Origin of the sequence: Thermogladius calderae 1633, from assembly GCF_000264495.1 — an archaeon.
Taxonomy (GTDB): Archaea; Thermoproteota; Thermoprotei_A; order Sulfolobales; family Desulfurococcaceae; genus Thermogladius; species Thermogladius calderae.
In genome coordinates this window covers 132,395-153,386 of sequence record NC_017954.1, presented here as the reverse complement: position 1 = coordinate 153,386, position 20,992 = coordinate 132,395, and the positions used below count along the sequence as shown (strand labels likewise).

Annotated in this window: 20 protein-coding genes; 11 read left to right on the top strand and 9 right to left on the bottom strand. The window is 56.1% G+C overall.

The window, feature by feature from the left end; all coding sequences use genetic code 11:
* Window positions 1–38 precede the first annotated feature (38 nt).
* The 3 genes from TCELL_RS00875 (at window position 39) to TCELL_RS00865 (ending at window position 1,684) form a co-directional block, all read left to right on the top strand.
* Window positions 39–698 carry a DUF47 domain-containing protein gene (locus tag TCELL_RS00875; protein WP_014736842.1) on the top strand — a complete coding sequence of 220 codons (660 nt, stop codon included), beginning with the start codon at window positions 39–41 and terminating at the stop codon, window positions 696–698.
* Window positions 695–1,252, top strand: coding sequence for a tRNA-intron lyase (gene endA, locus TCELL_RS00870; RefSeq protein WP_014736841.1), 558 nt, complete (start codon window positions 695–697; stop codon window positions 1,250–1,252). The genes TCELL_RS00875 and endA overlap by 4 nt, the downstream gene beginning before the upstream one ends.
* A gap of 66 nt (window positions 1,253–1,318) precedes the next feature.
* Entirely contained in the window at window positions 1,319–1,684 is a 366-nt protein-coding gene (locus TCELL_RS00865) for a hypothetical protein (protein ID WP_202945691.1), read from the top strand.
* A 1-nt stretch (window position 1,685) separates the two neighbouring features.
* On the opposite strand, the gene TCELL_RS00860 is transcribed toward TCELL_RS00865, so the two are convergent.
* Window positions 1,686–2,291, bottom strand: coding sequence for a UbiX family flavin prenyltransferase (locus TCELL_RS00860; protein WP_014736838.1), 606 nt, complete (start codon window positions 2,289–2,291; stop codon window positions 1,686–1,688).
* An 85-nt stretch (window positions 2,292–2,376) separates the two neighbouring features.
* Between TCELL_RS00860 and TCELL_RS00855 the strand changes: the two genes are divergently transcribed.
* The gene (locus TCELL_RS00855) at window positions 2,377–2,658 is read left to right on the top strand and encodes a hypothetical protein (RefSeq protein ID WP_014736837.1); all 282 of its coding nucleotides are present in this window, start codon (window positions 2,377–2,379) and stop codon (window positions 2,656–2,658) included.
* Here the strand turns inward: TCELL_RS00855 and TCELL_RS00850 are convergent.
* Window positions 2,651–3,715 carry an L-threonylcarbamoyladenylate synthase gene (locus TCELL_RS00850; protein WP_014736836.1) on the bottom strand — a complete coding sequence of 355 codons (1,065 nt, stop codon included), beginning with the start codon at window positions 3,713–3,715 and terminating at the stop codon, window positions 2,651–2,653. The genes TCELL_RS00855 and TCELL_RS00850 overlap by 8 nt on opposite strands.
* A gap of 71 nt (window positions 3,716–3,786) precedes the next feature.
* Here TCELL_RS00850 and TCELL_RS00845 point away from each other — a divergent pair, with 71 nt between their 5' ends.
* On the top strand, window positions 3,787–4,611 hold the full coding sequence (locus tag TCELL_RS00845; protein ID WP_014736835.1) for a KaiC domain-containing protein: 825 nt from the start codon (window positions 3,787–3,789) through the stop codon (window positions 4,609–4,611).
* Here TCELL_RS00845 and TCELL_RS00840 read toward each other — a convergent pair.
* Both TCELL_RS00840 and TCELL_RS00835 read right to left on the bottom strand, forming a co-directional pair.
* A complete protein-coding gene (locus TCELL_RS00840; RefSeq protein WP_014736834.1) occupies window positions 4,597–7,044 on the bottom strand; it encodes a tRNA(Met) cytidine acetyltransferase TmcA in 2,448 nt (815 codons plus the stop codon). The genes TCELL_RS00845 and TCELL_RS00840 overlap by 15 nt on opposite strands.
* A gap of 15 nt (window positions 7,045–7,059) precedes the next feature.
* Window positions 7,060–9,279 carry a CDC48 family AAA ATPase gene (locus tag TCELL_RS00835; protein ID WP_014736833.1) on the bottom strand — a complete coding sequence of 740 codons (2,220 nt, stop codon included), beginning with the start codon at window positions 9,277–9,279 and terminating at the stop codon, window positions 7,060–7,062.
* 234 nt (window positions 9,280–9,513) lie between these two features.
* On the opposite strand from TCELL_RS00835, the gene TCELL_RS00830 reads away from it, so the two are divergent.
* The 4 genes from TCELL_RS00830 to TCELL_RS00815 all read left to right on the top strand — a co-directional run bounded on the left by TCELL_RS00830 (window position 9,514) and on the right by TCELL_RS00815 (window position 15,684).
* A complete protein-coding gene (locus TCELL_RS00830; RefSeq protein ID WP_014736831.1) occupies window positions 9,514–10,254 on the top strand; it encodes a KaiC domain-containing protein in 741 nt (246 codons plus the stop codon).
* 86 nt (window positions 10,255–10,340) lie between these two features.
* Complete coding sequence (gene rgy, locus TCELL_RS00825; protein ID WP_014736830.1) at window positions 10,341–14,429, top strand: reverse gyrase; 4,089 nt, start codon at window positions 10,341–10,343, stop codon at window positions 14,427–14,429.
* 24 nt (window positions 14,430–14,453) lie between these two features.
* Window positions 14,454–15,374 (top strand): carbon-nitrogen hydrolase family protein, encoded by a 921-nt coding sequence (locus TCELL_RS00820; protein ID WP_014736829.1) that lies wholly within the window; start codon window positions 14,454–14,456, stop codon window positions 15,372–15,374.
* Window positions 15,322–15,684: a hypothetical protein gene (locus TCELL_RS00815; protein WP_048162823.1), complete on the top strand. Its 363-nt coding sequence runs from the start codon at window positions 15,322–15,324 to the stop codon at window positions 15,682–15,684. The genes TCELL_RS00820 and TCELL_RS00815 overlap by 53 nt, the downstream gene beginning before the upstream one ends.
* Before the next feature lies 1 nt (window position 15,685).
* Here the strand turns inward: TCELL_RS00815 and TCELL_RS00810 are convergent, their stop codons facing one another.
* Window positions 15,686–16,084 carry a translation initiation factor IF-5A gene (locus TCELL_RS00810; protein ID WP_014736827.1) on the bottom strand — a complete coding sequence of 133 codons (399 nt, stop codon included), beginning with the start codon at window positions 16,082–16,084 and terminating at the stop codon, window positions 15,686–15,688.
* A gap of 57 nt (window positions 16,085–16,141) precedes the next feature.
* Entirely contained in the window at window positions 16,142–16,978 is an 837-nt protein-coding gene (locus TCELL_RS00805; protein ID WP_014736826.1) for a class II glutamine amidotransferase, read from the bottom strand.
* Window positions 16,979–17,027: 49 nt separating this feature from the next.
* Here TCELL_RS00805 and TCELL_RS00800 point away from each other — a divergent pair, with 49 nt between their 5' ends.
* Window positions 17,028–17,939 (top strand): mechanosensitive ion channel family protein, encoded by a 912-nt coding sequence (locus tag TCELL_RS00800; RefSeq protein ID WP_014736825.1) that lies wholly within the window; start codon window positions 17,028–17,030, stop codon window positions 17,937–17,939.
* Between the two features lie 72 nt (window positions 17,940–18,011).
* Window positions 18,012–18,362 (top strand): hypothetical protein, encoded by a 351-nt coding sequence (locus TCELL_RS00795; protein ID WP_014736824.1) that lies wholly within the window; start codon window positions 18,012–18,014, stop codon window positions 18,360–18,362.
* 38 nt (window positions 18,363–18,400) lie between these two features.
* Here the strand turns inward: TCELL_RS00795 and TCELL_RS00790 are convergent, their stop codons facing one another.
* From TCELL_RS00790 to glyS, 3 genes are read right to left on the bottom strand one after another with little or no spacing between them, the layout of a single operon-like run.
* Entirely contained in the window at window positions 18,401–18,775 is a 375-nt protein-coding gene (locus TCELL_RS00790) for a hypothetical protein (protein ID WP_048162818.1), read from the bottom strand.
* Window positions 18,776–18,823: 48 nt separating this feature from the next.
* The gene (locus tag TCELL_RS00785) at window positions 18,824–19,186 is read right to left on the bottom strand and encodes an AbrB/MazE/SpoVT family DNA-binding domain-containing protein (protein WP_014736822.1); all 363 of its coding nucleotides are present in this window, start codon (window positions 19,184–19,186) and stop codon (window positions 18,824–18,826) included.
* 19 nt (window positions 19,187–19,205) lie between these two features.
* Window positions 19,206–20,942, bottom strand: a complete 1,737-nt coding sequence (glyS, locus tag TCELL_RS00780; protein ID WP_014736821.1) for a glycine--tRNA ligase — start codon at window positions 20,940–20,942, stop codon at window positions 19,206–19,208.
* Window positions 20,943–20,992 lie beyond the last annotated feature (50 nt).

The following is a 20,992-nucleotide window of genomic DNA, read 5'->3' as shown; positions in this document are numbered from 1 at the left end:
ATATACCCTTTGACATGTAAACTTACACGGGGTAAATAATGCCAGCAGAGACATCGATAGCGGAGATGAACAGCATAGACTACCTGACCATGATGGTGAGGGACGTCGAGGACGTGCTGGCAGTACTAGAGGAGGCCGTGAAAGCCTATGCGGGGGGCAACAGTGTCTCGAGGGTCTACCCCAAGATAAGAGACTTGAAGAACAAGGTGGAGGACGGCAAGGTCTTGATAATGGAGTACCTCATGAGGCTGGGTGAAGCCCTAATGAACGCCAGGTCTTACATAGCCGTGGCCCAGGGGCTTGACAAGATAGCCCAGTTGTCCGACGGCGCGGGCTACAGGCTCATGTTGCTGGAGGAGAACAACATAAGACTGGACAGCAAGATAGTCGAGAGCGTAATCGAGTTGGTGAAGACCGCGAGGAAGCAAATGCTTCTGATAAGAGACTCCCTGGAGAAACTGAGGCTCAACCCCAGGAAGAGCTTGAGCAACTGCAGCGAAGTGAGCAAGCTAGAGGCTCTAGCGGACGAGACGTACAGGAACACCACCTTCAGCCTGTACACCCTCCACTCGGGGAACATAGTAGCCCTCATGGTCGGTAAGGAGATAGTCGACTTCGTCGAGGACATATGCGACTTCGCCAAGCTCATCGGTGAGGAGATACGGTTCCTAGCACTCCTGAAGACAGCGTCGACGTGACCAAGTGCTTCTCTATCCTGCTACACAACCGGGTAATAGTACCCGACCCTGCATGCGGCTCTGCGATATACTGGAGCTCGTACTACGGCTCCCTCCTAGGGATCGAGAAGCCGAGGAGTAGGAGCGACCAGGCACCCCTAGAGCTCTCTCTCATAGAGGCGCTCTACCTACTCGAGAAAAACCTCCTGAGGGTCTACGCCGATAGAGGCGACGGGCCCACACCTCTCACCCCGGAGGAGCTGTACTCGATCGGCCTAGAGAGGGTCAACAGGTTCAGGGAGCTATACGTCGTCTACAAAGACTTGAGGGAGAGAGGGTTCGTCGTGAGGAGGGGCCTCAAATTCGGTTGCGACTACTTAGTCTACAGGCGCGGGCCGGGGATAGACCACGCCCCTTACGGCGTCCAGGTGTACAGTAAAGACGAATCGACAGACCCTATCGAGATAGTGAGGATGGGGAGGCTCCTCCACTCGGTGAGGAAGAGGCTCATAGTAGCAATCGTAGACGAGAAGAACACTATCAACTACCTGTTGTTTAGTTGGTGGAAGCCTTAATAATAAGGATAAACATGTTTCAAAACGTAGGGTGGGTAGCAGGGCTAGCTGTCGAGGTGCTTTTTATTGGCTTGGAGAAGACCCGGGAGAGAAGGGGGCTTCAACCCCAGGCAACAAGCTGAGCGGCAGGTACCGATGCCGATAGACGACAAGTGCAATCCGTTGTGCCCGCTCTTCAAGTGCACGAGAAACGCGCTCTTCGTGACTACGAAGTCCTACAGGGGGAAGACGTTCAGGGTTGCGATGTGCAGGCTGACGGGCGGCGAGTGCATCGGGGGCGAGTGCCAGTACGCGTCCTGTAGGCTGAACGCGCTACTGCCGGATGGGAAGTGCGCTAAGGCGCTAGAGAAGAAGGTCAAGCCCGTGTCGGACGAGGAGCTCTTCAAGGAGATCCAGGCGATAGAGGACGTCGACGACAGGTGGCTGAGGTAGCCTAGCCTCCTGGAGACCATCTTCGGTAGAGGGAGTGTTCGATCCCTAGGGCGTCGAGGATTTTCCCGACCACGAACAAGACCATGTCGTCGACACTCTTTGGCTTGATGTAGAAGGCAGGCATGGCCGGGACCACGACGGCACCCATCAGCGAGAGCTCGTAGAGGTTCCTCAAGTCCACGGGGGACAGGGGGGTCTCCCTCGGTACCAGGACTAGCTTGTTCCTCAGCCTCAGGACCCCCAAGGCGGCACGCGTGAGGAGGTTGTCCTGGATGCCGTGGGCTATCTTGGCGACAGTGCTCATAGAGGCGGGGACTATTACCATGTCGGTGGACACCAGGTTACTACTGCTGGCTATGTCCGAGGAGAGGTCGCTACTGGGGTAGACCCCGTCTAGGCCGCTGAGCCTGTCCAGGTACTCGGGTAGGTCGACGCCCTCCTCGAGGCGGGCCACCTCGGCGGCGTTACCCGTGTAGACGACATAGACCTTGTCGTAGACCCTCCTAGCCAGGGAGATGTTTCCTAGGAGGCTCAGACCGTACCTCACACCACTAGCTCCGGTCAAGCCCACTACGAGGGTCCTGGTGTCAGGCCTGCGCGGGGTCATCACGGTTCAGGCCTTTCGAGCCACATCACTCAGTCAAACTTATCCCCTCCTCGAGTAATATACCTTGACTACGAGGCGCCCGCTCTTGAGCTACGTCCCACAGGGCATACACCCGAGGGTATTCAACAAGATGATAGGAGACCTACGCGAGAGGGGCTTGTGGGCTGAGAGGCACTCGTACAGTATGAGGGTCATGTACCAGGGCAGGTTCGTGGCGAGCCTCCACTTCTACCCCGGCTACAACCTGGTAGAGGTCAGGGTCTACGCGGAGTCCCGTGAGCTGAACGAGGCGATCGCACGGGAGATAGAGGGTGTAGTAGCCAGGTACCTGCCCGGCTACAACCTGGAGGTGAAGTTTCTCAGGTGAAGAAACGCCTCGACGAGGCCTTCCTCAACCTGTTCATTATAGTGAGGCCGAGCCCCTGCTCGGGGAACCCCTCCGCTATGGCCACTCTACAACCCAGCTCGTCGATCTTCCTCAGGGCGCTGAAGAGGTTGTGCGCTACCTCGTAGAGGTTGCTCCTACTACCCAGGTTGAGGACCTCGACGCCCAGCCCGCTGTAACGGGCCAGAGTCTCCTGTGAGGCTAGGACGCAGACCCTCCCCTCTCCGAACTCTCTCGCCAGCTCGACCACCTTACGGGTTAGCCTCGTTAGACCTTCCTCGTCGTATCGACCTGTCTCGACGAGGAGTAGCGGGGTCTCCGGGGCGTAGTGCCTATACCTCATCCCCGGGGCCAGGGCTATCTCAGCCTCCGAGAGCCCGCGCGCAAAGCCCGGTACGTGTACTCTGACCCCCAGCACTTTCTCGATCTCCTCGACCGGGTAAGCGCCCGGCCTGAGCAGGACCGGGGGCTTCACGAGGAGGTTTACAATAGTCGACTCGACACCGTAGAGGGTCTCACCGGCGTCTATGATCATCTCCACCTTGGAGTATAGGTCTTCGACGACGTGCTCACCCCTCGTCGGGCTCGGCCTACCGGACAAGTTCGCGCTTGGTGCGGCTATGGGGACCCCAGACCTGGATATCAGCCTCAGCGCGACGGGGTGCGCGGGCATCCTGACGGCCACCGTGTCGAGCCCGCCCGTCGCTTCGTAGGGGACCCTCTCCGTCTTCGGCAGTATAAGGGTCAGTGGGCCGGGCCAGAACTTCGACATCAGCTTGTAGGCCTCCTCGGGTATGTCCCTTGCGACCTCGTGTAGCATGTCGAGGCTGTCGACGTGTATAATAAGGGGGTTGTCAGCCGGCCTCTGCTTCACCTCGAAGATCCTGAGCACCGAGGACTTGTTGTAGGCGTTGGCGCCGAGCCCGTAGACCGTCTCGGTGGGGAAGGCGACGAGGCCCCCTCTCCGGATGACGTCGGCGGCCCTCTCGATCACCGCCTCGTCCGGGTTCAAGGGGTCTACTCTAGCCACGATAGTCATTTGGTACACCGCATGCGCGTCAAAGTAAATACTCTTCTAGAACAAGAATACAGACAAGGGGGGTATAATCGGTGTCTACACCTGTTGAGAGGTTGTCGACTGGTGTCAGCGGGATAGACGAGATCCTGAGAGGCGGGATACCCAAGGGCTTCACAGTGGCCGTGGTCGGCGAGCCTGGTACAGGGAAGACCGTCTTCGCGCTACACTTCGTCAACGCCGGCCTAGTGAACGGCGAGAAGGCGATCTACGTCACTACAGAGGAGAGCAGGGCCAGCATTATAAGGCAGGCCGCCGCGTTCAACATGGACTTCCTCCAGGCCATAAACAGGGGCGACCTAGTAGTGATCGACGCGCTCATGGGGGATAGAGGGGACGCCTGGAGCCTGAGAGACCTCGACGTCGAGGAGCTGGTGAACATGGTGATAGAGGCCAAGAAGTACCTTGGACACGGCCACACGAGGCTAGTCATAGACTCGATGAGCGCGTTCTGGCTCGACAAGCCCGCCATGGCGAGGAAGTACAGCTACCACGTGAAGAGGGTTTTAAGTAAGTGGGACTTCACGACGGTCCTCACGAGCCAGTACGCAGTGACGACGAGCCTCGGCTTCGGGTTCGGAGTAGAGCACGTGGCCGACGGGATAATAAGGTTTAGGAAGAGGCTTGTCGGCGGCTACCTGAAGAGGTTCGTAGTCATTGAGAAGATGAGGCAGACAGACCACGACAAGAGGGTCTTCGAGATCGACATCGTGGACGGGAAGGGGATGGTCGTGGTGGGGCCCCACGCTCTCTCGCGTGGAGACTTCGCGCTACCCGCGCCGGTCATGAGGAAGATGTTAGAGGCCGAGCTGAGAAAGAACCTCGAGCTCTACGGAGACGAGGAGCTAGAGGAAGAGTAGCCTACCGCCACCGTAGTCCCCGAGCCTGATACCCGGTTTGTAGTCCTCTGGTTTAACTCCTGTCAAGAACTCGAACATCTTGCAGGCTATGTCGTGTGCCACTTTGTGGAGGTCCTTAGCCGGCTTCTTGAGGATCTCCTCGAGGTCCTCCCAGCTCCTCCCCTGGAGGGCCTTAGTCAAGAGGACAAACTCCTCGAGGTGTGAGAGCTGCGGTCTCGACCCGGCCGGGAGCGAGAAGTAGAGGTTAGCTAGTTTAAACATGAGGTCCGCCGCCGCCTCGAAAGTCATAGGGCCCAAGCAGTAGACCCATAGCCTGTCCATCTGTATAGGAGTGAGGTAGCTCTTGTCCAGCTTTTCGAGTATAGGGGGCGTCGAGTCGACGAGTAGCTTCGCGACGTCCGGCTCCATGTCCCTGTAGTTTATCGGTAGGCTGAGTAGTAGCTTGGCTTTGAACTCTCTCTCAGACACCTCGACGAACCCCCTCGTCCTCTCGTTCAACGGGTACACGACGAGTATCGTGTACTCGCCGCTGACGGGGTTCCTGTCGGGGCTTATGTGAACAGTCTTAAACCCGTTCTTGACCCAGAACTTCAGTAGCTCCTCGTTTACTCCGAAGCCCGAGGCGACCCAGTCCAGGCCCCTGAGGGTGGCCTCCTCGATCAGCTTCTTGAGCCCCCAGCTGCCAATCCCCCTGCCCTGGACGCTGGGGTGTGTCGCTATCCTGACGATCCTCCATCCCTTTAACTCGCCGAACTCCCGGAGCCTGGTGTGCTTCAGGAACCTGTCCGGTATTATGTTACCGGGTATCCTACCCCCCTTCAAGAGCTCGTCGACCATGCTCTCCGGTATCGGGCCCTCCTCGGCTATCTGGATAGCGCAGACGATCTTCCCCGACCTTGTCTTGACAGCCCTGATCAAGTGGTGTGGGGCGTCAGCCAGCATCCCGAGGTCGTCTGGCTCGTTCCTGTAGTGGGCTAGGACGTATATGCCGAAGAGCTGCCTGAGCTCCTCCTCACCACTCTTACTGAATAGATACGATGGGTCGTAGGAGATGTAGACGAGGTTCTTCTCGTCGATGTCTCTCAGGTCGTCCTCGTCGAGCTCGGCTGGCTCGGCGTCTAGGAGGAGGGTCTTGAAGGACCACACCTCTACAGGGTCGTTCCTACCGTAGCGTATGGGCTCCGTCATCTCGTACTCCAGCACCTCGGTGGACTTGTCGCTCTTCACCCTCCTCAAGAACCTGACAGAGAAGCCCCTACCCGCACCCTCGTAGCCGTGGATCGTAGTCGCGTAGACCGTCCTTCTGTGGGCCTCCCATATCTTGTACAGCATGGGCACGTGTATACCGGAGGCCTCGTCCACCACGACGAGGTCTGCCTTGATTTTCGGCACGGAGAGAGGCTCCCAGTACTCGATACTGAACCTGCTACTCCTCAGTTCTATCACGTCCCCGCCCTTCTTGACGACGTCGTACTTGTAGCCCAGTGCGTCTAAGGCGGTGGCGGCCATGGTGAAGAAAGACTGTACGCTACCGGGCGAGGGGGCGGTCACTAGCACCCTCGGCTTGGGCTTGACTTTGGATAGCAGGTGTATTAGACCCACGGAGCCTATCGCGACGGCACAGCTCTTCCCCCTACCCCTGTCAGCGGTGACTACGAGGACCTTCTTGCCCTTAGGCTTCTCGTAGAACCACTCCATCAGCTCGACGACTCTCACCTGGTCGTTCGTCAACGCGAGCTCGTAGAGCTCTCTAGGGAAGAGCGTCTCCTCGGGCATGACTACGTCCCGGCTCGCCGCCTCGCTGTACTTCTCCTTGTCTAGAGCGAACTTCTTCAGCACCCTGTTTTCGTCGGAGTCGTATACGGCCACGCCCTCGTGTTCCAGTAGCTTGCTCTTGAACCAGGTTATGAACACGTGACGCGGCTCCGGGAACTGCGGCACGGTCAGGTTCTGCTTGAATATCGTCAAGTGGCTGTCCCAGTCCTCCCAGCTCGGCGTAAGGAATACTACGAGCCCTCCTCCCTCGACTATGCCGGTCAACTTGCCTATGTCGTTAGGCTTCAAGTCCCTGGTCAGGTCTAGGACTAGGTAGGAGTAGGTCTTGCCCAGGTACTTCTCCGACTTCTCGTAGACGTCGAACTCGAACTTGGTGTACTTGAAGTTCTTGGCGTGCCCCTCGAAGACCTCCTTCATGGACTCTGCTTCGGGGAACTCGTCGTGGTAGACGTACAGGCCAGTGTACTTCCTCTTGTCGTACCTGTGCCTAACCCGCTCGTGGTAGGAGATAGCCCTCGCGGCCAGGTGCCCCAGCTTCTCGCCGTCGGAGCCCGATATGACGAGTAGGCTCCTAAGCCTCCTCTTGACTAGGAACTCCTCGCTCTTCCCAATAGTAGACAAAAGCTTATTGAACGACGAGGGTATTTCTCCTGCCAACTGGTCTAGCCTCGTCTAACCGTATGGAGAGGGGGCGGCGCGTCTAGTGACACCGCTCATTCTCTTGATCTCCGAAGCGAGCCTCTCGTACTCCTCGATCTGCTCCTTTGTCAGGCTCGGCTTCACGACCTCGAGCGCCTTAAGGAAGTACTTCATCTCCACAGGCCTGGCCTCGAGCCTCTCCCTCAAGGCGAGCATCACCGCTTCTCTCACGACAGCGGCTATGTCGGCGCCAGTGTAACCCTCCGTGAGCCTCGCTAGCTCCTCCAGGTTAACGTCGCTCGCCAACGGGACTCTCCTCGTGTGCACCTTGAAGATCTCGAGCCTAGCCTTGTAGTCCGGCGGGGGCACGTAGACGAGCCTGTCAAACCTGCCTGGCCTCAGTAGTGCGGGGTCTAGTATGTCCGGTCTATTGGTGGCCGCTATCACGACAACCTTCCTGAGGGGCTGTATACCGTCGAGCTCGGTGAGTAGCTGGTTCACGATCCTGTCGGTGACGCCGCTGTCGTACCTCGCTCCTCTAGCTGGCGCTATCGAGTCTATCTCGTCGAAGAAGACCACGCACGGGGCGACCTGCCTGGCCCTCCTGAACACTTCTCTTACTGCTTTCTCGGACTCGCCCACCCACTTGCTGAGTACCTCGGGCCCTCTGATAGCGATGAAGTTAGCACCACTCTCAGTCGCAACAGCCTTGGCCAGCAGGGTCTTACCAGTACCAGGGGGACCATAGAGTAGTATCCCCTTCGGGGGCTCTATACCCATTTTGCTAATGATCTCAGGGTACTTGAGCGGCCATTCGACAGCCTCCCTGAGCTGTTGCTTGACGTCCTCTAGACCGCCTATATCGCTCCACCTGACCTCAGGTACCTCGACGAAGACCTCTCTGATCAGCGAGGGCTGTACGAGTTTGAGTGCGTTCAGGAAGTCACCCATCGTCACCTTGAGCTTCTCAAGCTTGCTGGCAGGTATAGACTGGTTGAGGTCGACGTTCTCCTCCTTCACGAACCTCCTCAAAGCCGCGAGAGCCGCCTCTTTGACTAGCGCTGCTAGGTCTGCCCCCGTGTAACCGTGCGTGATCTCGGCCAGCTTAGTCAAGTCCACGTCCTCGGCGAGGGGCATGTTCCTGGTGTGGACGGCGAGGATCTCCCTCCTAGCTCTCTTGTCGGGTGGCGGTATCTCGATCTCCCTGTCGAACCTGCCCGGCCTCCTTAGAGCCGGGTCCAGCGCGTCGGGCCTGTTAGTGGCGCCTATCACTATGACCCTGCCTCTCTCCTTCAAACCGTCCATCAACGTGAGCAACTGTGCTACAACTCTCTTCTCGACCTCTCCTACGACCTCCTCCCTCTTCGGAGCTATGCTGTCGATCTCGTCGATGAAGATTATGGCCGGGGCGTTCTGCTCGGCTTCCTTGAACACTTCTCTAAGCCTCTCCTCCGACTCACCGTAGAACTTGCTCATGATCTCCGGGCCGTTGATCGCTATGAAGTAGGCGCCGATCTCGTTGGCCAGTGCCTTGGCTAGGAGTGTCTTGCCGGTACCGGGGGGACCATAGAGTAGTATCCCCTTCGGGGGCTCTATACCCAGCCTGTTGAAGAGCTCTGGGTGTCTAAGGGGGAGCTCGACGATCTCCCTGATCCTCTCCTTGACCTCTTCCAGGTCGCCTATGTCCTCCCATGTGACTCTGGGTATCCCCCTGGCGACGGCCTCCCCCTTCACAGGCTCTTCTCTGACCACTATCTCAGTGTTCTCGGTTATGTACACGTTCGACGTAGGGTGCGTGCTCACTACAGCCATCTTCAACTCCATGCCGAAAAACGGTATTACGATTATCTCCCCCCTGCTCACAGGCGTGTAGGGGGGTAGGAGGCGCCTCACGTAGCTCGGATCTAGGGAGATCCCGTAGAAACCGTAACCCTCGGGCGCCACGGGTGCTAAGACGACCCTTGTAGCCGGCTCGATCTTAGCGGGCCTCACAGTGACGTACTCGTTTATCCCGACACCGATCTTATTCCTTATGTAGCCGTCTAGCCTTATCACCTCCCTCCCAGCGTCCTCGGGCCTAGCGGGGAGTACCCTCACTATGACAGAGCCCTTAGGCCCTATGACCTCGATGTAGTCGCCTGACTCTACACCGAGGCTCCTCATTACTCTCTCGTCCATCCTCGCGATCTTCCTGCCGACGTCGCTGGTTCTCGCCTCTAGAACCCTTAACTTGACCTCGCCAGTCTTACTCACGGAGAAGCACCTCTAGTCCAGATTTGTAATTAGGGCGATAATCAGTTATTATAATTTAACACCCTGTAGACGAGCCCCACGTGGTCACGGTGTGTGAGTAGCGAGCCGTCTAGAGACCAAACCTGTCTACTCACACAAATGTGGTTTGGGACGGCTAGACAATCTCCACGGTACAAGGTTTTTAATACTGTTTTTCCAGAGTGATTAATGCGGCTGTTCTGGCGGTGGTCAGAGATGGTAGAGAGAGTAAAGACGGGTATCCCGGGGTTCGACGAGATACTGAACGGCGGTATTCCGAAGAGGAACGTGGTGTTGCTGAGCGGCGGGCCGGGCACGGGTAAGACTATAATGGCGAGCCAGTTCCTGTGGAACGGTCTCCAGATGGGTGAGCCGGGCGTGTACGTGGCTCTAGAGGAGCACCCCGTCCAGGTAAGGGTCAACATGAAGCAGTTCGGCTGGGATGTAAAGCAATACGAGCAGCAGGGGGTTTTCGCGGTCGTAGACGCGTTCACCGGGGGGATCGGGGAGGCCGCGAAGAGGGAGAAGTACGTCGTCAAAGACCCGACAGACGTAGGCGAGCTCGTGGACGTCCTGAGGACGGCTCTCAAAGACGTGAACGCTATGAGGGTGGTGATAGACAGCGTCTCAACTCTATACCTGACTAAACCGTCAGTGGCGAGGAGCGTGATAATGTCGTTGAAGAAGGTGCTCTCGGGTACAGGCACCACGTCAATACTGGTGTCACAGGTGTCGGTGACAGAGAGGGGTTTCGGTGGCCCGGGCGTAGAACACGCGGCGGACGGTATCGTCAGGCTCGACCTCGACGAGGTCGACGGGGAGCTGATCAGGAGCGTTATAGTCTGGAAGATGAGGGGCACCAGCCACAGCCTGAAGAGGCACCCATTCGAGATAACAGACAAGGGTATCGTGATATACCCGGACAAAGTCGTGAAGACACGTGGTGTTGTCGGTTAAGAATTTTTTGCTTGCCCATTGTAGAAGGAAAGTTATATAAGCTGTCCTTCAACGGTTTAATCACATAGAAAACAATGGCTGGTTCCATGGAGGTTGGTTTAAAGAGGCTGGACGAGCCCATAGCCGTTTACAGGCACGCGTGTCCTAACTGTGGTAGGGACATCGACGACCTACGCCTCTTTTACAGGGCCCCCTGCAAGTCGTGTTTGAGAGACGAGGACTTCTTTGAGCTCAAGAAGAAGATCGACGAGTCGGGGGCGGGACTAGAAGACCTAGACCTCTTCAAGACGTACTACGAGAGGCTGGCCAACAAAGAGGGCGGGCTGAAGAAGCTCCTCGAGGAGGAGGAAGCCCTTAGAGAGTTCGAGGAGTTCTTTACTAGGGCTACAAAGGGCTCGAGGCCCTCGAGCGCCCAGAAGACGTGGGCTAGGCGGGTACTGAGGGGGGTCTCGTTCACCATTGTCGCGCCGACGGGTATGGGTAAGACCCTATTCTCCCTCGTTATGTCGCTCTACCTGGTCTCTAAGAACAGGGGGTACAAGGTAGTAGTCGCCTTCCCCACAGTAGTACTACTAACCCAGTCCATTAGCAGGGTCAAAGAGCTCGCTGAGAACGCGGGTCTCCGCCTATGCGCCGAGGACGAGAACGCCGAGAGCGATTGCGTGAGAGTAGTCTACTTCTACGGTAGGATGGGGAAGGAGGAGAGAGCTAAGGCGATGAAGGCTATAGAAGAAGGCAGCTTCAACGTGCTACTTGTAACTAACAGGTTCCTTCAGGAAAACGTCGAAGTACTGAGTAGGCACAAGTACAAGCTGGTAGTAATGGACGACGTCGACGCGGTCTTGAGGAGTAAGCGGTCTGTGTCCACCGTAATGAGACTGATAGGTATTACTGAAGAGGAGATAGAGGAGGGTATTAAGCTCGTCAGGGCAACGCAGAGGCTAGCTAGGAGGCTGAGCGACGAAGAAAGGTCGGAGCTCGAGAAGGAGGTCGAGGAGCTGGAGAGGAAGCTGGGCGAAGTCAGGAGGAGAGTAGACACCGTATTAGTGGTGAACACCGCGACCGGTAGGCCCCGGGGAGTCTACCCGAAGCTGTTCAAGGTTTTCCTGGGCTTCGTGGCGGGCTCGAGACCCGAGGCTTTGAGGAATATAGTGGACACGTACACTGTACCCGAGGAGAGCGTCGAGGAGACGGTCGTAGACCTGGTCTCGAAACTGGGTAGCGGCGGGCTTGTTTTCGTCCCCGTCGACAAAGGCGTTGAGTACGCCGATAAACTAGCCGGGTTGTTGAGGGAGCGCGGTGTTAAAGCGGAGTCCTTCCACAGCAAGAAGCCGCCTCGGATACTCTCTGAGTTCGAGAGAGGCGATGTAGACGTCTTAGTCGGCGTCGCGGTCTACTACGGGACGCTGGTGAGAGGGCTTGACATGCCTGCTAGAGTAAGGTACGCAGTATTCGCTGGAGTACCCCGCCACAAGTTCAGTAGCAAACTCGAGGACGTCTCCCCAATAGACCTGTTGAGGCTAATAGCGGCTCTTCTAGAGGTCGTTGAGGGAGACGAGAAACGCGACCTGGAGAAAATCTTTGGTAGGCTGTCCTCTAGGTTCAGGAGACTCAGCGGCGCCGCGCTTTTCAGGGTCAGGGAGGACTTCAAGAAGAAGCTCAGTGGCGAGCAGGTCGAGGAGACCCCCCTACTAAGGGACTTGGTTACAGCTCTCGAGTACGCCAGGAGGCTTCTGTCTAGGGAGGACGTGAGGAGTAAGCTGAGCAGCGTGGGGGAGGTCGCGCTGGTGACGGAGGACGGCCAGCAGTACATCATGATACCGGACTACACGACTTACATCCAAGCTAGTGGTAGAACCAGTAGGCTGTACCCTGGCGGGCTGACGAAGGGGCTTTCCGTGCTGGTGGTAGACGACGTCAGGCTTCTTAGGGGGCTCGCTAGGAGGCTGAGGTGGGTTCTAGAAGACTTCCAGTTCAAGGACTTGAAGGACGTGGACCTAGACGCGGTGATGTCGGAGATAGATAGGGACAGGGAGGAAGTACTGAGGGTCATGAAGGGCGAGGTGAAGGAGAGCAAGGTGCACCAGCTGGTAAAGTCCACGCTCTTGATAGTCGAGTCCCCGAACAAGGCTAGGACGATAGCCAGGTTCTTCGGAAGGCCCTCTATCAGGATTCTCGGCAAGGGCTTGCTCGCCTACGAAGTTGCCACTGGCAACTACATCCTCACGATCGTCGCGAGCGGGGGACACGTATACGACCTAGTAGCGAGCAAGAACAGGGACCTCATATTCGAGAAACTGGCCGGGAGGGACGTGGATGACGAGAGCGTCTACGGTATCTTGAGAGACGGGTCTAAGTTCATCCCGATTTACACGGACATTAAGAAGTGCGAGGACGGGCGCCAGTTCACAGAAGAGCCACAAGAACAGGCTCTCTGCGACAAGATAGCGTTGCGGAAGCTCGAGGTGATAAACGTGCTGAGAGAGCTGGCTAGGGAGGTAGACCTCGTCCTAGTGGGCACAGACCCGGATACCGAGGGTGAGAAGATAGCCTGGGATCTAACGGTACTACTAAGGCCCTACAACAGGAACATTAAGAGGATAAGGTTCCACGAGGTCACGAAGAGGGCGATCCTGAACGCCATTACGAACCCAGAGGACATAGACCTCAACATGGTTAAGGCGCAGATCGTGAGGAGGCTTGACGATAGGTGGGTCGGCTTCACGCTATCCGCTATCCTCCAGAAGTACCTGTGGGTCAAATACTGTTACGAAGAAATGCATAACCCCAAGAAGGGGATTAAGAGCGTCCGCGACTGTTGCAGGCCTAACTACAACTGGAGCGCCGGAAGGGTGCAGAGCCCCGTCCTCAAGTACGTACTCGAGGGCGTGACGAAAAAAAGTAAGCTCAGCGGGTACAGGCTCTCAGTGACACTCTCTCACGACGGCGTCGAGAAGAGAGTGGAGATACCATTAAAGATGAGGAGGTTCTCGAGCATTCTCAGCGAACTCGCTGAGAGGGAGTTTCGTGGCAGAAAGTTCAAGGTGACCTCTAAGAGGATGAGGGACAAGCTGTCGAAGTCTTTCAAGGAGAACGTGGAGGTGAGACTCGTAAAACTGAGGCACGAGGAGAGAGAGGTGGAACCCTCGCCCCCGTTCACGACAGACACCCTGCTGGCGGAAGCGTCGAGAACCCTAGGCTTCACGGCCTCTCTAGCCATGAATATAGCCCAGGAACTCTTCGAGGTGGGCTTGATAACGTATCACAGGACCGACAGCACTAGGGTAAGCGATGCGGGCTTGGCCGTGGCGAGGCAGTACATTGAGGAGAAGTATGGTGACACAGCCCTGTTCAAGCCCAGGCAGTGGGGTACGGGCGGGGCGCACGAGTGTATAAGACCCACCAGGCCTATCGACGCCGAGCGCCTGAGGGAACTTGTAAGGGAGGGAGTGCTGGACTTCCCCATCCAGTTGAGGAGAGAGCACTACCAGTTGTACGACCTTATATTCAGGAGGTTCATTGCCAGCCAGATGAAGGCGGCGAAAGTTCTTGCCGAGAAGTATGGGCTGGAGTTTTGTTTAAAGGGCGGAGCGGAGGGCGAGTGTGCGAAAAAAGTCTCGCTGGAGCAAACCGACTACGTAGACGTGGTCGAGCCGGGCTTCTTGGAAATGTATAAGCCGTTTACTGTAGACCCCAAGAAAAAACTGCCGGAAGTCGAGACACCGGTGAAACTGGTCGTCAAAGACGTGATATTCATTCAACCCCCACTCCCGAAAACCCACGAGGTCATCTCGTGGATGAAGGAGAAGGGGATCGGTAGACCGAGTACTTACGCGAAAATCATATCTACTCTCGTGGAGAGGGGCTACGTGATTATCAGGGAGAACAGGCTAATAGTAGCTAAAAAGGGCAAGATGGTAGCGGAGTTCCTGTTCAAAGACGTGTTCCCGCACAACGCGTCAGGGAGGAGAAGCTGGGCGAAAACGCCTATGATCGGTGTTGAGGCTACGAGGCTACTGGAGAGTAAAATGGACGACGTAGCAACCGGTAAAGAGGACTACTTGAGCGTGCTCAACGCGATATATAGTGAGCTTCACAGCATGGTCTTGAACAACGAAGAACTCCTGAGCAAGCTCAGGGACAGTTACTCGTTCTACTGCGGGAGGGAGAGCTAGCAGGCCGTTGCGAGGACCCGGTGAATGAAAGTAGAGTTTGCGGGGGGCAAGGAGGCGCCTTCTGGGGGGCTACTGGCCGTAGCTCACCTGAGTGTTCACGAGGCCGGGCTGAGGCTAAACCTGGAAGCCACGAGGAAAATAGTGTTCTACGCAAGCGAGAACAACGTCTCCACGATTGTCCTGCCTTACATGCAGCCGTACGGTCCCATTATCCAGTTGTACGATGTGATCCAGAGGGACGACCTCCGCAAGTTCTTCGCTTTAACTAGGGAGTCGTCCTACGTCAAGACCTTGATCACGCTCTCAGACCACTACGGTGTTAACATCGTCCTCCCAGGCTACTTCGAGAGGGTCTCATCGAAGATATACGTCTCCACGGCCTTCACCTCGTGGGAGCTCGAAGACGGCCTGGCTACCCGCAGGAAGCTCGTGCTCAACGAGAAGGAGAGGAGGCTCGGGCTCTCGAGGGGGGTTGACCTGCCGATGTTCGTAGACAAGGGGTTCGTCTTCAACACACTAATGGAAGACGAGCTCTTCTACCCTGAGATAGCGAGGTTCATTACGGAGAACAACGCGAACCTGCTCATAGTGGCGCTCCCGCAAGTAGAACCGCCTAAGAACTACATCGAGTTGTCGAAGAGCCTCGCGTTGATCTACAGGGTGTGGGTTCTGGTTCCGGGTAGCAGGTTCGTGAGGAGGGACGGCACGGTCTACGCTCTCCCCACGATACTGATCAACCCCGAGGGCGAGATAATCTACAAGCACTACGGTCTAGAGGAGGCGTTTATCGTGATACCGAGAGGCCTTCTCAGGTCTACGCCTAGGACTATCGGTTTAAATTCCAGGACGTTCTATAGACTCTACAGACACCTGTACAAGAGGTACAGCATATATGGGGGAGTCCCTAGAGAAGGTGGTACCGGTCAAGCTGGGCAGCCTATCTGACCTCGTCAGGCTCGCCGCCACCATCTCCATGCCCCAGGGGACCTCCTATATCCTGAGGTTCGAGACGGGCGATAAGGTGGTCTTGGGGATACTTGGGGTCTTCAGGGACTACTACAAGTACTACGGGATCCCCGTGTTCTACTACTACATAGCCGAGGGTAAAGAGGCGGAGGACTTGAAGAACACCAACTATATAGTGGCGTCTCTAAGCGAGGACAGGTTCGAGTTCTCGAAACACCCGAAGCCAGGGCTTACGATACCGCTGATCAGGCTGGCGGCAAAACCGGACTTTATACCAGACCTACAGTGAGCTACCTCAACCTGACGATGAGCCTTCTACCCATTATCGAGAAGTACTCTACTTCGACACCTGTCTGGACTTTGTCCCGGATCTTCTCGTCGATGAGCTCCTTCTCCACCTCGAAGGTCTCGTAGCTCTCCAAGTCCATCACTTGGACCTTGTCCCCCATGTCGGCTATGACCTGCCCAACCCTCTTCTCGATGATCGGTACCTCCACTTGCGTGTCCACTGGTGCCACCAGCGTCTTTTTGGCCTTGCTGAAGAGGCCTATCGCCACAACGTGGGCTTTGGCGCTGCCGTGCTTCCCTGTCTTCGCCCTCGACATCTCCACTATTCTACAGGGCTCGTTGTCTATGACTATGAAACTACCCACTTTCAAGTTTCCAAGCGTCTCGTAGGTCTTGCTCATGTAGTAACCACCATCAAGCAATAGTTATATTCCGTGAACAACTCTTTTAAGCTTCACTCAACTTTCCACGCCTATGTCGCCGATCCTGCGGAGGCCGCCTAAGCCGAGCTCGTACAAGCCTTCGTCGAGCGGTTGGAAGCCACCCCCTCCGTAGTACTTCGCCACAGTCGAGCTAGCCACGGTCTTAAGCCCCCCCTCTTCAAGTAGGTATAGCTGGAAGTACTCCTTCAAAGCCCCGTCCCTCGCTCTGTCACCGGTCTTCTTGAAGAAGTAGGTGACGAACAGCCTGGGGTTCTCGCCGCTCAGGAGCAAGAGAAGCGTGTTCAACCCGCTCGTGGTATACTTGACCAGTCCCCGGTAAGCGTCCAGGAGACAGTCCTCGAGCCTGCTCTTGCACTCCGACAAGCGCCTCGCTAGGTACATCCCCGCCAGCTCGGAGTCTACGTGTACCCATGGGTTTATCCCCATCAGTTTAGCCAGGGACTTCTTGTCGACACCCCCGTTGTGAGCAAACCAGAACACGCCGCCCCCTACCTCGAACTTGAAGGGGTGCGTGTACTCCAGACCGTAGGGCTCGCTTCTACTGGACTTCCTAGCGTGAGCTATAAGGTAGACGCTGTCGTAGCGCTTCAGCCTGTCTAATAAGAGTTGTAGCTCCGCGAGACTCGAGGCGCTGAACAACGGTAGCAGGCTCCTGTGGTACACTACTGCGAAGCCCGACTTTACAGCACCGACTCCCGCCAACCCCCAGCCGTCGTCGTGCGAGTAGGTCCTACCGTTAGTCAACCTAGACAAGTACTCGTCGAACCTGCTGGACTCGACAAAGGCCCACACAAGTCTACTGATAGTATAGTAGTTCGGGTGCTGGTCTACGAGCGCAATAAGCCTACACATCCTCTCACGTTTTCGTTTATAGGGTCGTGTTGTCTTTAAACCTAGGCTAGTGGGAGACTTGAGAAGGCTAGTGTACCTGCTACTGCTAATAATAGTGGTCGGTATCCTAGCCTGGGCGATAAGGCAGCCCGGTATCCTCCCCGACGAGATCCGCGTTGTTGTAGTCAACTACTACCCCATCATCCAGGTAACACTGGCCCTGATACTCGGGGTGTCCTCTATCGAGCTAGTCTCTTCGATGATACTCACGAGGGTCAAGCACATAGGTAGAGAAGCCTACTTGATCAGGAACGTAGTCCTGATAATTGGTTACGTGGTGCTTGGTGTCGTAATACTGGCCTTACTGGGTGTCAGCGGCGAGAGCATACTGGCCGGTGCCACTTTCTCGGGCCTCGTGATCGGTCTAGGCCTCCAGCCTGTACTAGCCAACCTGTTCGCCGGGCTGATAATTCTCGGTAGCGGCTTCATAAAGCCAGGCTCGAGGGTCAGGATCGGCAGCCCTGGCCTACCCGTATCAGCCGTGACTTTTCCTGCTTACAAGGCCTTCAGCCTAGACTACATAGTCCCGTCCCTGAAGGGCGTCGTAGTGGAAGTAGGGTTGATGTACACCAAGGTAGTCCTCGACTCTGGCGAGCTAGTCAAGATACCTAACTCGACTCTGTTCTCGGGGAGCATAGTCTTAGAGGAGGTCGAGGAGGAGAAGCGGTTCCAAGTCAGGTTCGAGTTCCCTGTCGACTGCGACCCCTACCAAGTCCTAGAGTCTGTCAGGAGGGTTCTAAGTGAGCTCGGCGAGTTCAAAGTACTTGTCGAGGAACAGAGCGATAAGAACTACTACATAGTGCTGGTGACAGGCAACACGCCGCCTAAGGCGAAGCTACGAGAGTTCCGTAGCGAGGTCTTAGCGAAGCTCATCCAAGTATACAGAGAAATGAGGAAGAAGGGCCTCTGCGGACAACAGTAATAACAGGTCTTTAATTAGAAGCGTTTATTAGTTGTTTTGCCTATTGTGGATGAGTTAGAGGTGTAGTAATAAATGTCACTCCAAGAAGAGGAGAAGATCTGGGGTCTCATCGCGTGGTTGATACCCATAGTCGGGCCGGTGCTAGCGCTGGTCCTCAAGCCTAACCTGAAGTACGTTAAGCACTGGTCGTTCCTCTCCATAGGATTGTTCATCCTGGTGATAGCCGGGTATGTGGTATTGTGGATAGTAGACCTGTTCCTTATTCTTGTACACCTGGGTATTCTCGCTAACGTGTTATCGGCGCTGTTCTGGCTACTCGTAGTAGTACTATGGATCATAGGCATTGTTAAAGCGGCCCAAGGCGAGTACTGGAGGCCTGTTCTAGTCTACGATATAGCCCAGAGGATCGGCTTAACCGAGTAGAACACGGACTAAGACTCGTGGGTGAACGGCGGCCCTCTCTAGGGTAGCCGCATAGCACTTATCTTTTCGAGGAGCCTCCTTATACTAGCCGACTCTTCTACAAGCCCCTTCTTCTCCAGCTCGAGCACGGCATCGGAGAGGAGGTCTTTCAGGTATGGTATCGAGACTGCGGTTAAGTAGGTGTAATAGGTCTGGACATACCTGGATAGAGTTGGGTCGCGGACGTCGGCTATCCTGTACTCAGCTCCGAGCCGCCCTGTTCTCTCGACCGCGTCTGCGAGCCTTTGTATAAAGCTGGTGATAAGCTTCCTGTCGCTTGTATACGGTATAGCCTTGGCGAAGTCCAAGATCTCCTCGTAGTCGTCTACGAGCTTTTTCAAAGCTGTTAGAACGTCCACGCTTTCAGATCCCATCCAGGAAACACCTTGACTTTAGAGTACTGTAGTCCGTCCCTTACGAAGCTAGTGAACCCTCCTAACCGTGGCTATACTGTTGTTTGCGACCCCCTGCCTCGCCAACTCGTCCGGGTGAGCATACACGACGTTGGTATCGCTCGACTCGAACAGGGTGGCTGTGTAGGTGAACTTCTTCTTCCCTGCCACAACGAGCTCTACCGTGTCCCCCTCCTTAATGCCGAGCATTTTGGCGAGCTCTGTGGGGATCTTCATCTTAGAGGGGTCTAGGCTAGAGTCGAACTGGACTCTAATCCTCTTCTCTTTAATACTGGTCTCCTTCTTCTTCAACTCGCTGGCGGGCGGGACTATTGCGAGTAGCTTGTTTATGTCGGGCTTGCTTCCCCCAGTCTCCTTACTCTCTTGGCTCATGACGCGCCATCTCTCAAAGTCATATCATAGTATTATCTCTGAGATATTTAAGTATGGTATCGTGCAACTCGCCGACGCCCACTCTCACTTGTCTACGCGTGTCCCTGAACCTGATCGTGACGGTGTTGTCTTGGAGTGATTGGTGGTCTACCGTAACGGCGTAGGGGATCCCGATCTCGTCCGCCCTAGCGTACCTCCTACCTATACTACCCTCCTCGTCGTACACTACGCGTAGCCCCCGCTCCCTGAGGCTCTGGGCGATGCCCCTCGCCAACGAGACCATAGCCTTGTGCTCTTCCCTGCTCCCGGCCATAAGCGGGAAGACGGCTACGTGGAAAGGCGCTAACCTGGGTGGTAGCTTCAGCACCACTCTGTCCTCGACTACGTTGTAGGAGTACTCCAGGAGCACGTAAAGTAGCCTCTCAACCCCGTAGGAGGGCTCCACTACATGGGGTACGATCTTCTCCCCGTGGACGAGGGACTTCTCTTCCCTCAGCGTGAAGAACTCCCTCCCTATCTTCAGGTCCCCCACCTCTATGTAGCCCTTGCTCGATAGCTCCTCGTACAGCTCCTCCTGGCTCCTCCCCTGGAGGGCCTTCAACGCCTCTTGGAACCGCTCACCTAGGCGTTCAGCTAGGACCTTGTAGTCTACGATCACCCTCTTCTTGACAACTTCAACGGGCTTTTCGTACTTCTTGAAGTAGAACATGTCTACACCGCTGTAGTCCATGTGCCTCTTCAAGTCGTAGTCCGTCCTATAGGCGTACCCCGCCACCTCGATCCACCCGAACTTAGTCGAGTAGACCTCCTGGTCGAACGTCTGAGCCGAGTAGTGTGCTCTCTCGTGTGGCAGCTTCTCGAAGAACCTGGTCTTGTCGGGCGGGATGCCAAGCGACCTGACGAACTTGTTTCCGACCCCCATCCAGAAGGCCAGCCACGGGTTCTTGACTATACCCTTGTCAATAGACTCCCTGACAGTAACCGTGACAGGCTCCTCGACACCCCTCTCACGGCTATCCGCTGTCACAATGTTCAACGTCTCGCCCTCAACGTAGGGCAGGTACTCTTCCACTTCTCTAACGCTCTCGGAGGGGTCGTGGAAGAACTCCAGCTCCATGATAGTGAACTCCCTCAGCCTCAAGAGCCCCTGTCTAGGCGATATCTCGTTCCTGGCAACCCTCCCTATCTGCGCTATACCGAGCGGTAGCCTGTTCCTAGCTACATTTAGCAAGGTCTTGAAGTTGACGAACATCCCTTGGGCGAGCTCGGGCCTCAGGTACCCCAACTGCCCCTTGTAGGGGCCGATCTCGGTCTTAAAGAGGAGGAGGGCGTTCTCGGGCTTAGACAGTTCGCCACCACACTCGGGGCACCTCACGTTCTTCTCCACGATCACCCTATAGATCTCTTCGAGGCTGGCCCCTTCCACGTTCAGGCCTGTCGCCTCCTTGACCAAGTGGTCTGCCCTGTACACTCTACCACACTTCGTGCACACGACTATGGGGTCTGTGAAGTGGTCCTCGTGCCCGCTGGCCTTGAACACCACCTGGGGGTTTATGACCGGCGTCTCGACCTCCACCATGAAGTCGAAGGCGTAGACGAAGGTCCTAAGCCACTCTTCGACGATGTTCCTCTTCAGGAGCACGCCGACGGGGCCGAAGTCGTAGAAGCCCGCGAGCCCACCGTATATCTCGTAAGAGACCCAGTAGAACCCCCTCTTTTTTGCCAGGTCGGCTAGTCTATCGTACACGTCGCTCAATTACCGCCCACCTTAGGGGATTCATATTAAATCACCGGATAATATAAAGA

Excerpts from the sequence above, each read along its gene's own strand:
- TCELL_RS00810 (WP_014736827.1), bottom strand. The coding sequence starts at position 16,084 with ATGAGCAAGACCTACGAGACGCTTGGAAACTTGAAAGTGGGTAGTTTC.
- TCELL_RS00785 (WP_014736822.1), bottom strand. The coding sequence starts at position 19,186 with ATGAGCCAAGAGAGTAAGGAGACTGGGGGAAGCAAGCCCGACATAAAC.
- rgy (WP_014736830.1), top strand. The coding sequence starts at position 10,341 with ATGGAGGTTGGTTTAAAGAGGCTGGACGAGCCCATAGCCGTTTACAGG.
- TCELL_RS00790 (WP_048162818.1), bottom strand. The coding sequence starts at position 18,775 with ATGGGATCTGAAAGCGTGGACGTTCTAACAGCTTTGAAAAAGCTCGTA.
- TCELL_RS00795 (WP_014736824.1), top strand. The coding sequence starts at position 18,012 with ATGTCACTCCAAGAAGAGGAGAAGATCTGGGGTCTCATCGCGTGGTTG.
- TCELL_RS00875 (WP_014736842.1), top strand. The coding sequence starts at position 39 with ATGCCAGCAGAGACATCGATAGCGGAGATGAACAGCATAGACTACCTG.
- TCELL_RS00805 (WP_014736826.1), bottom strand. The coding sequence starts at position 16,978 with ATGTGTAGGCTTATTGCGCTCGTAGACCAGCACCCGAACTACTATACT.
- TCELL_RS00850 (WP_014736836.1), bottom strand. The coding sequence starts at position 3,715 with ATGACTATCGTGGCTAGAGTAGACCCCTTGAACCCGGACGAGGCGGTG.
- TCELL_RS00860 (WP_014736838.1), bottom strand. The coding sequence starts at position 2,291 with ATGACCCCGCGCAGGCCTGACACCAGGACCCTCGTAGTGGGCTTGACC.
- TCELL_RS00815 (WP_048162823.1), top strand. The coding sequence starts at position 15,322 with ATGGGGGAGTCCCTAGAGAAGGTGGTACCGGTCAAGCTGGGCAGCCTA.
- TCELL_RS00830 (WP_014736831.1), top strand. The coding sequence starts at position 9,514 with ATGGTAGAGAGAGTAAAGACGGGTATCCCGGGGTTCGACGAGATACTG.
- TCELL_RS00820 (WP_014736829.1), top strand. The coding sequence starts at position 14,454 with ATGAAAGTAGAGTTTGCGGGGGGCAAGGAGGCGCCTTCTGGGGGGCTA.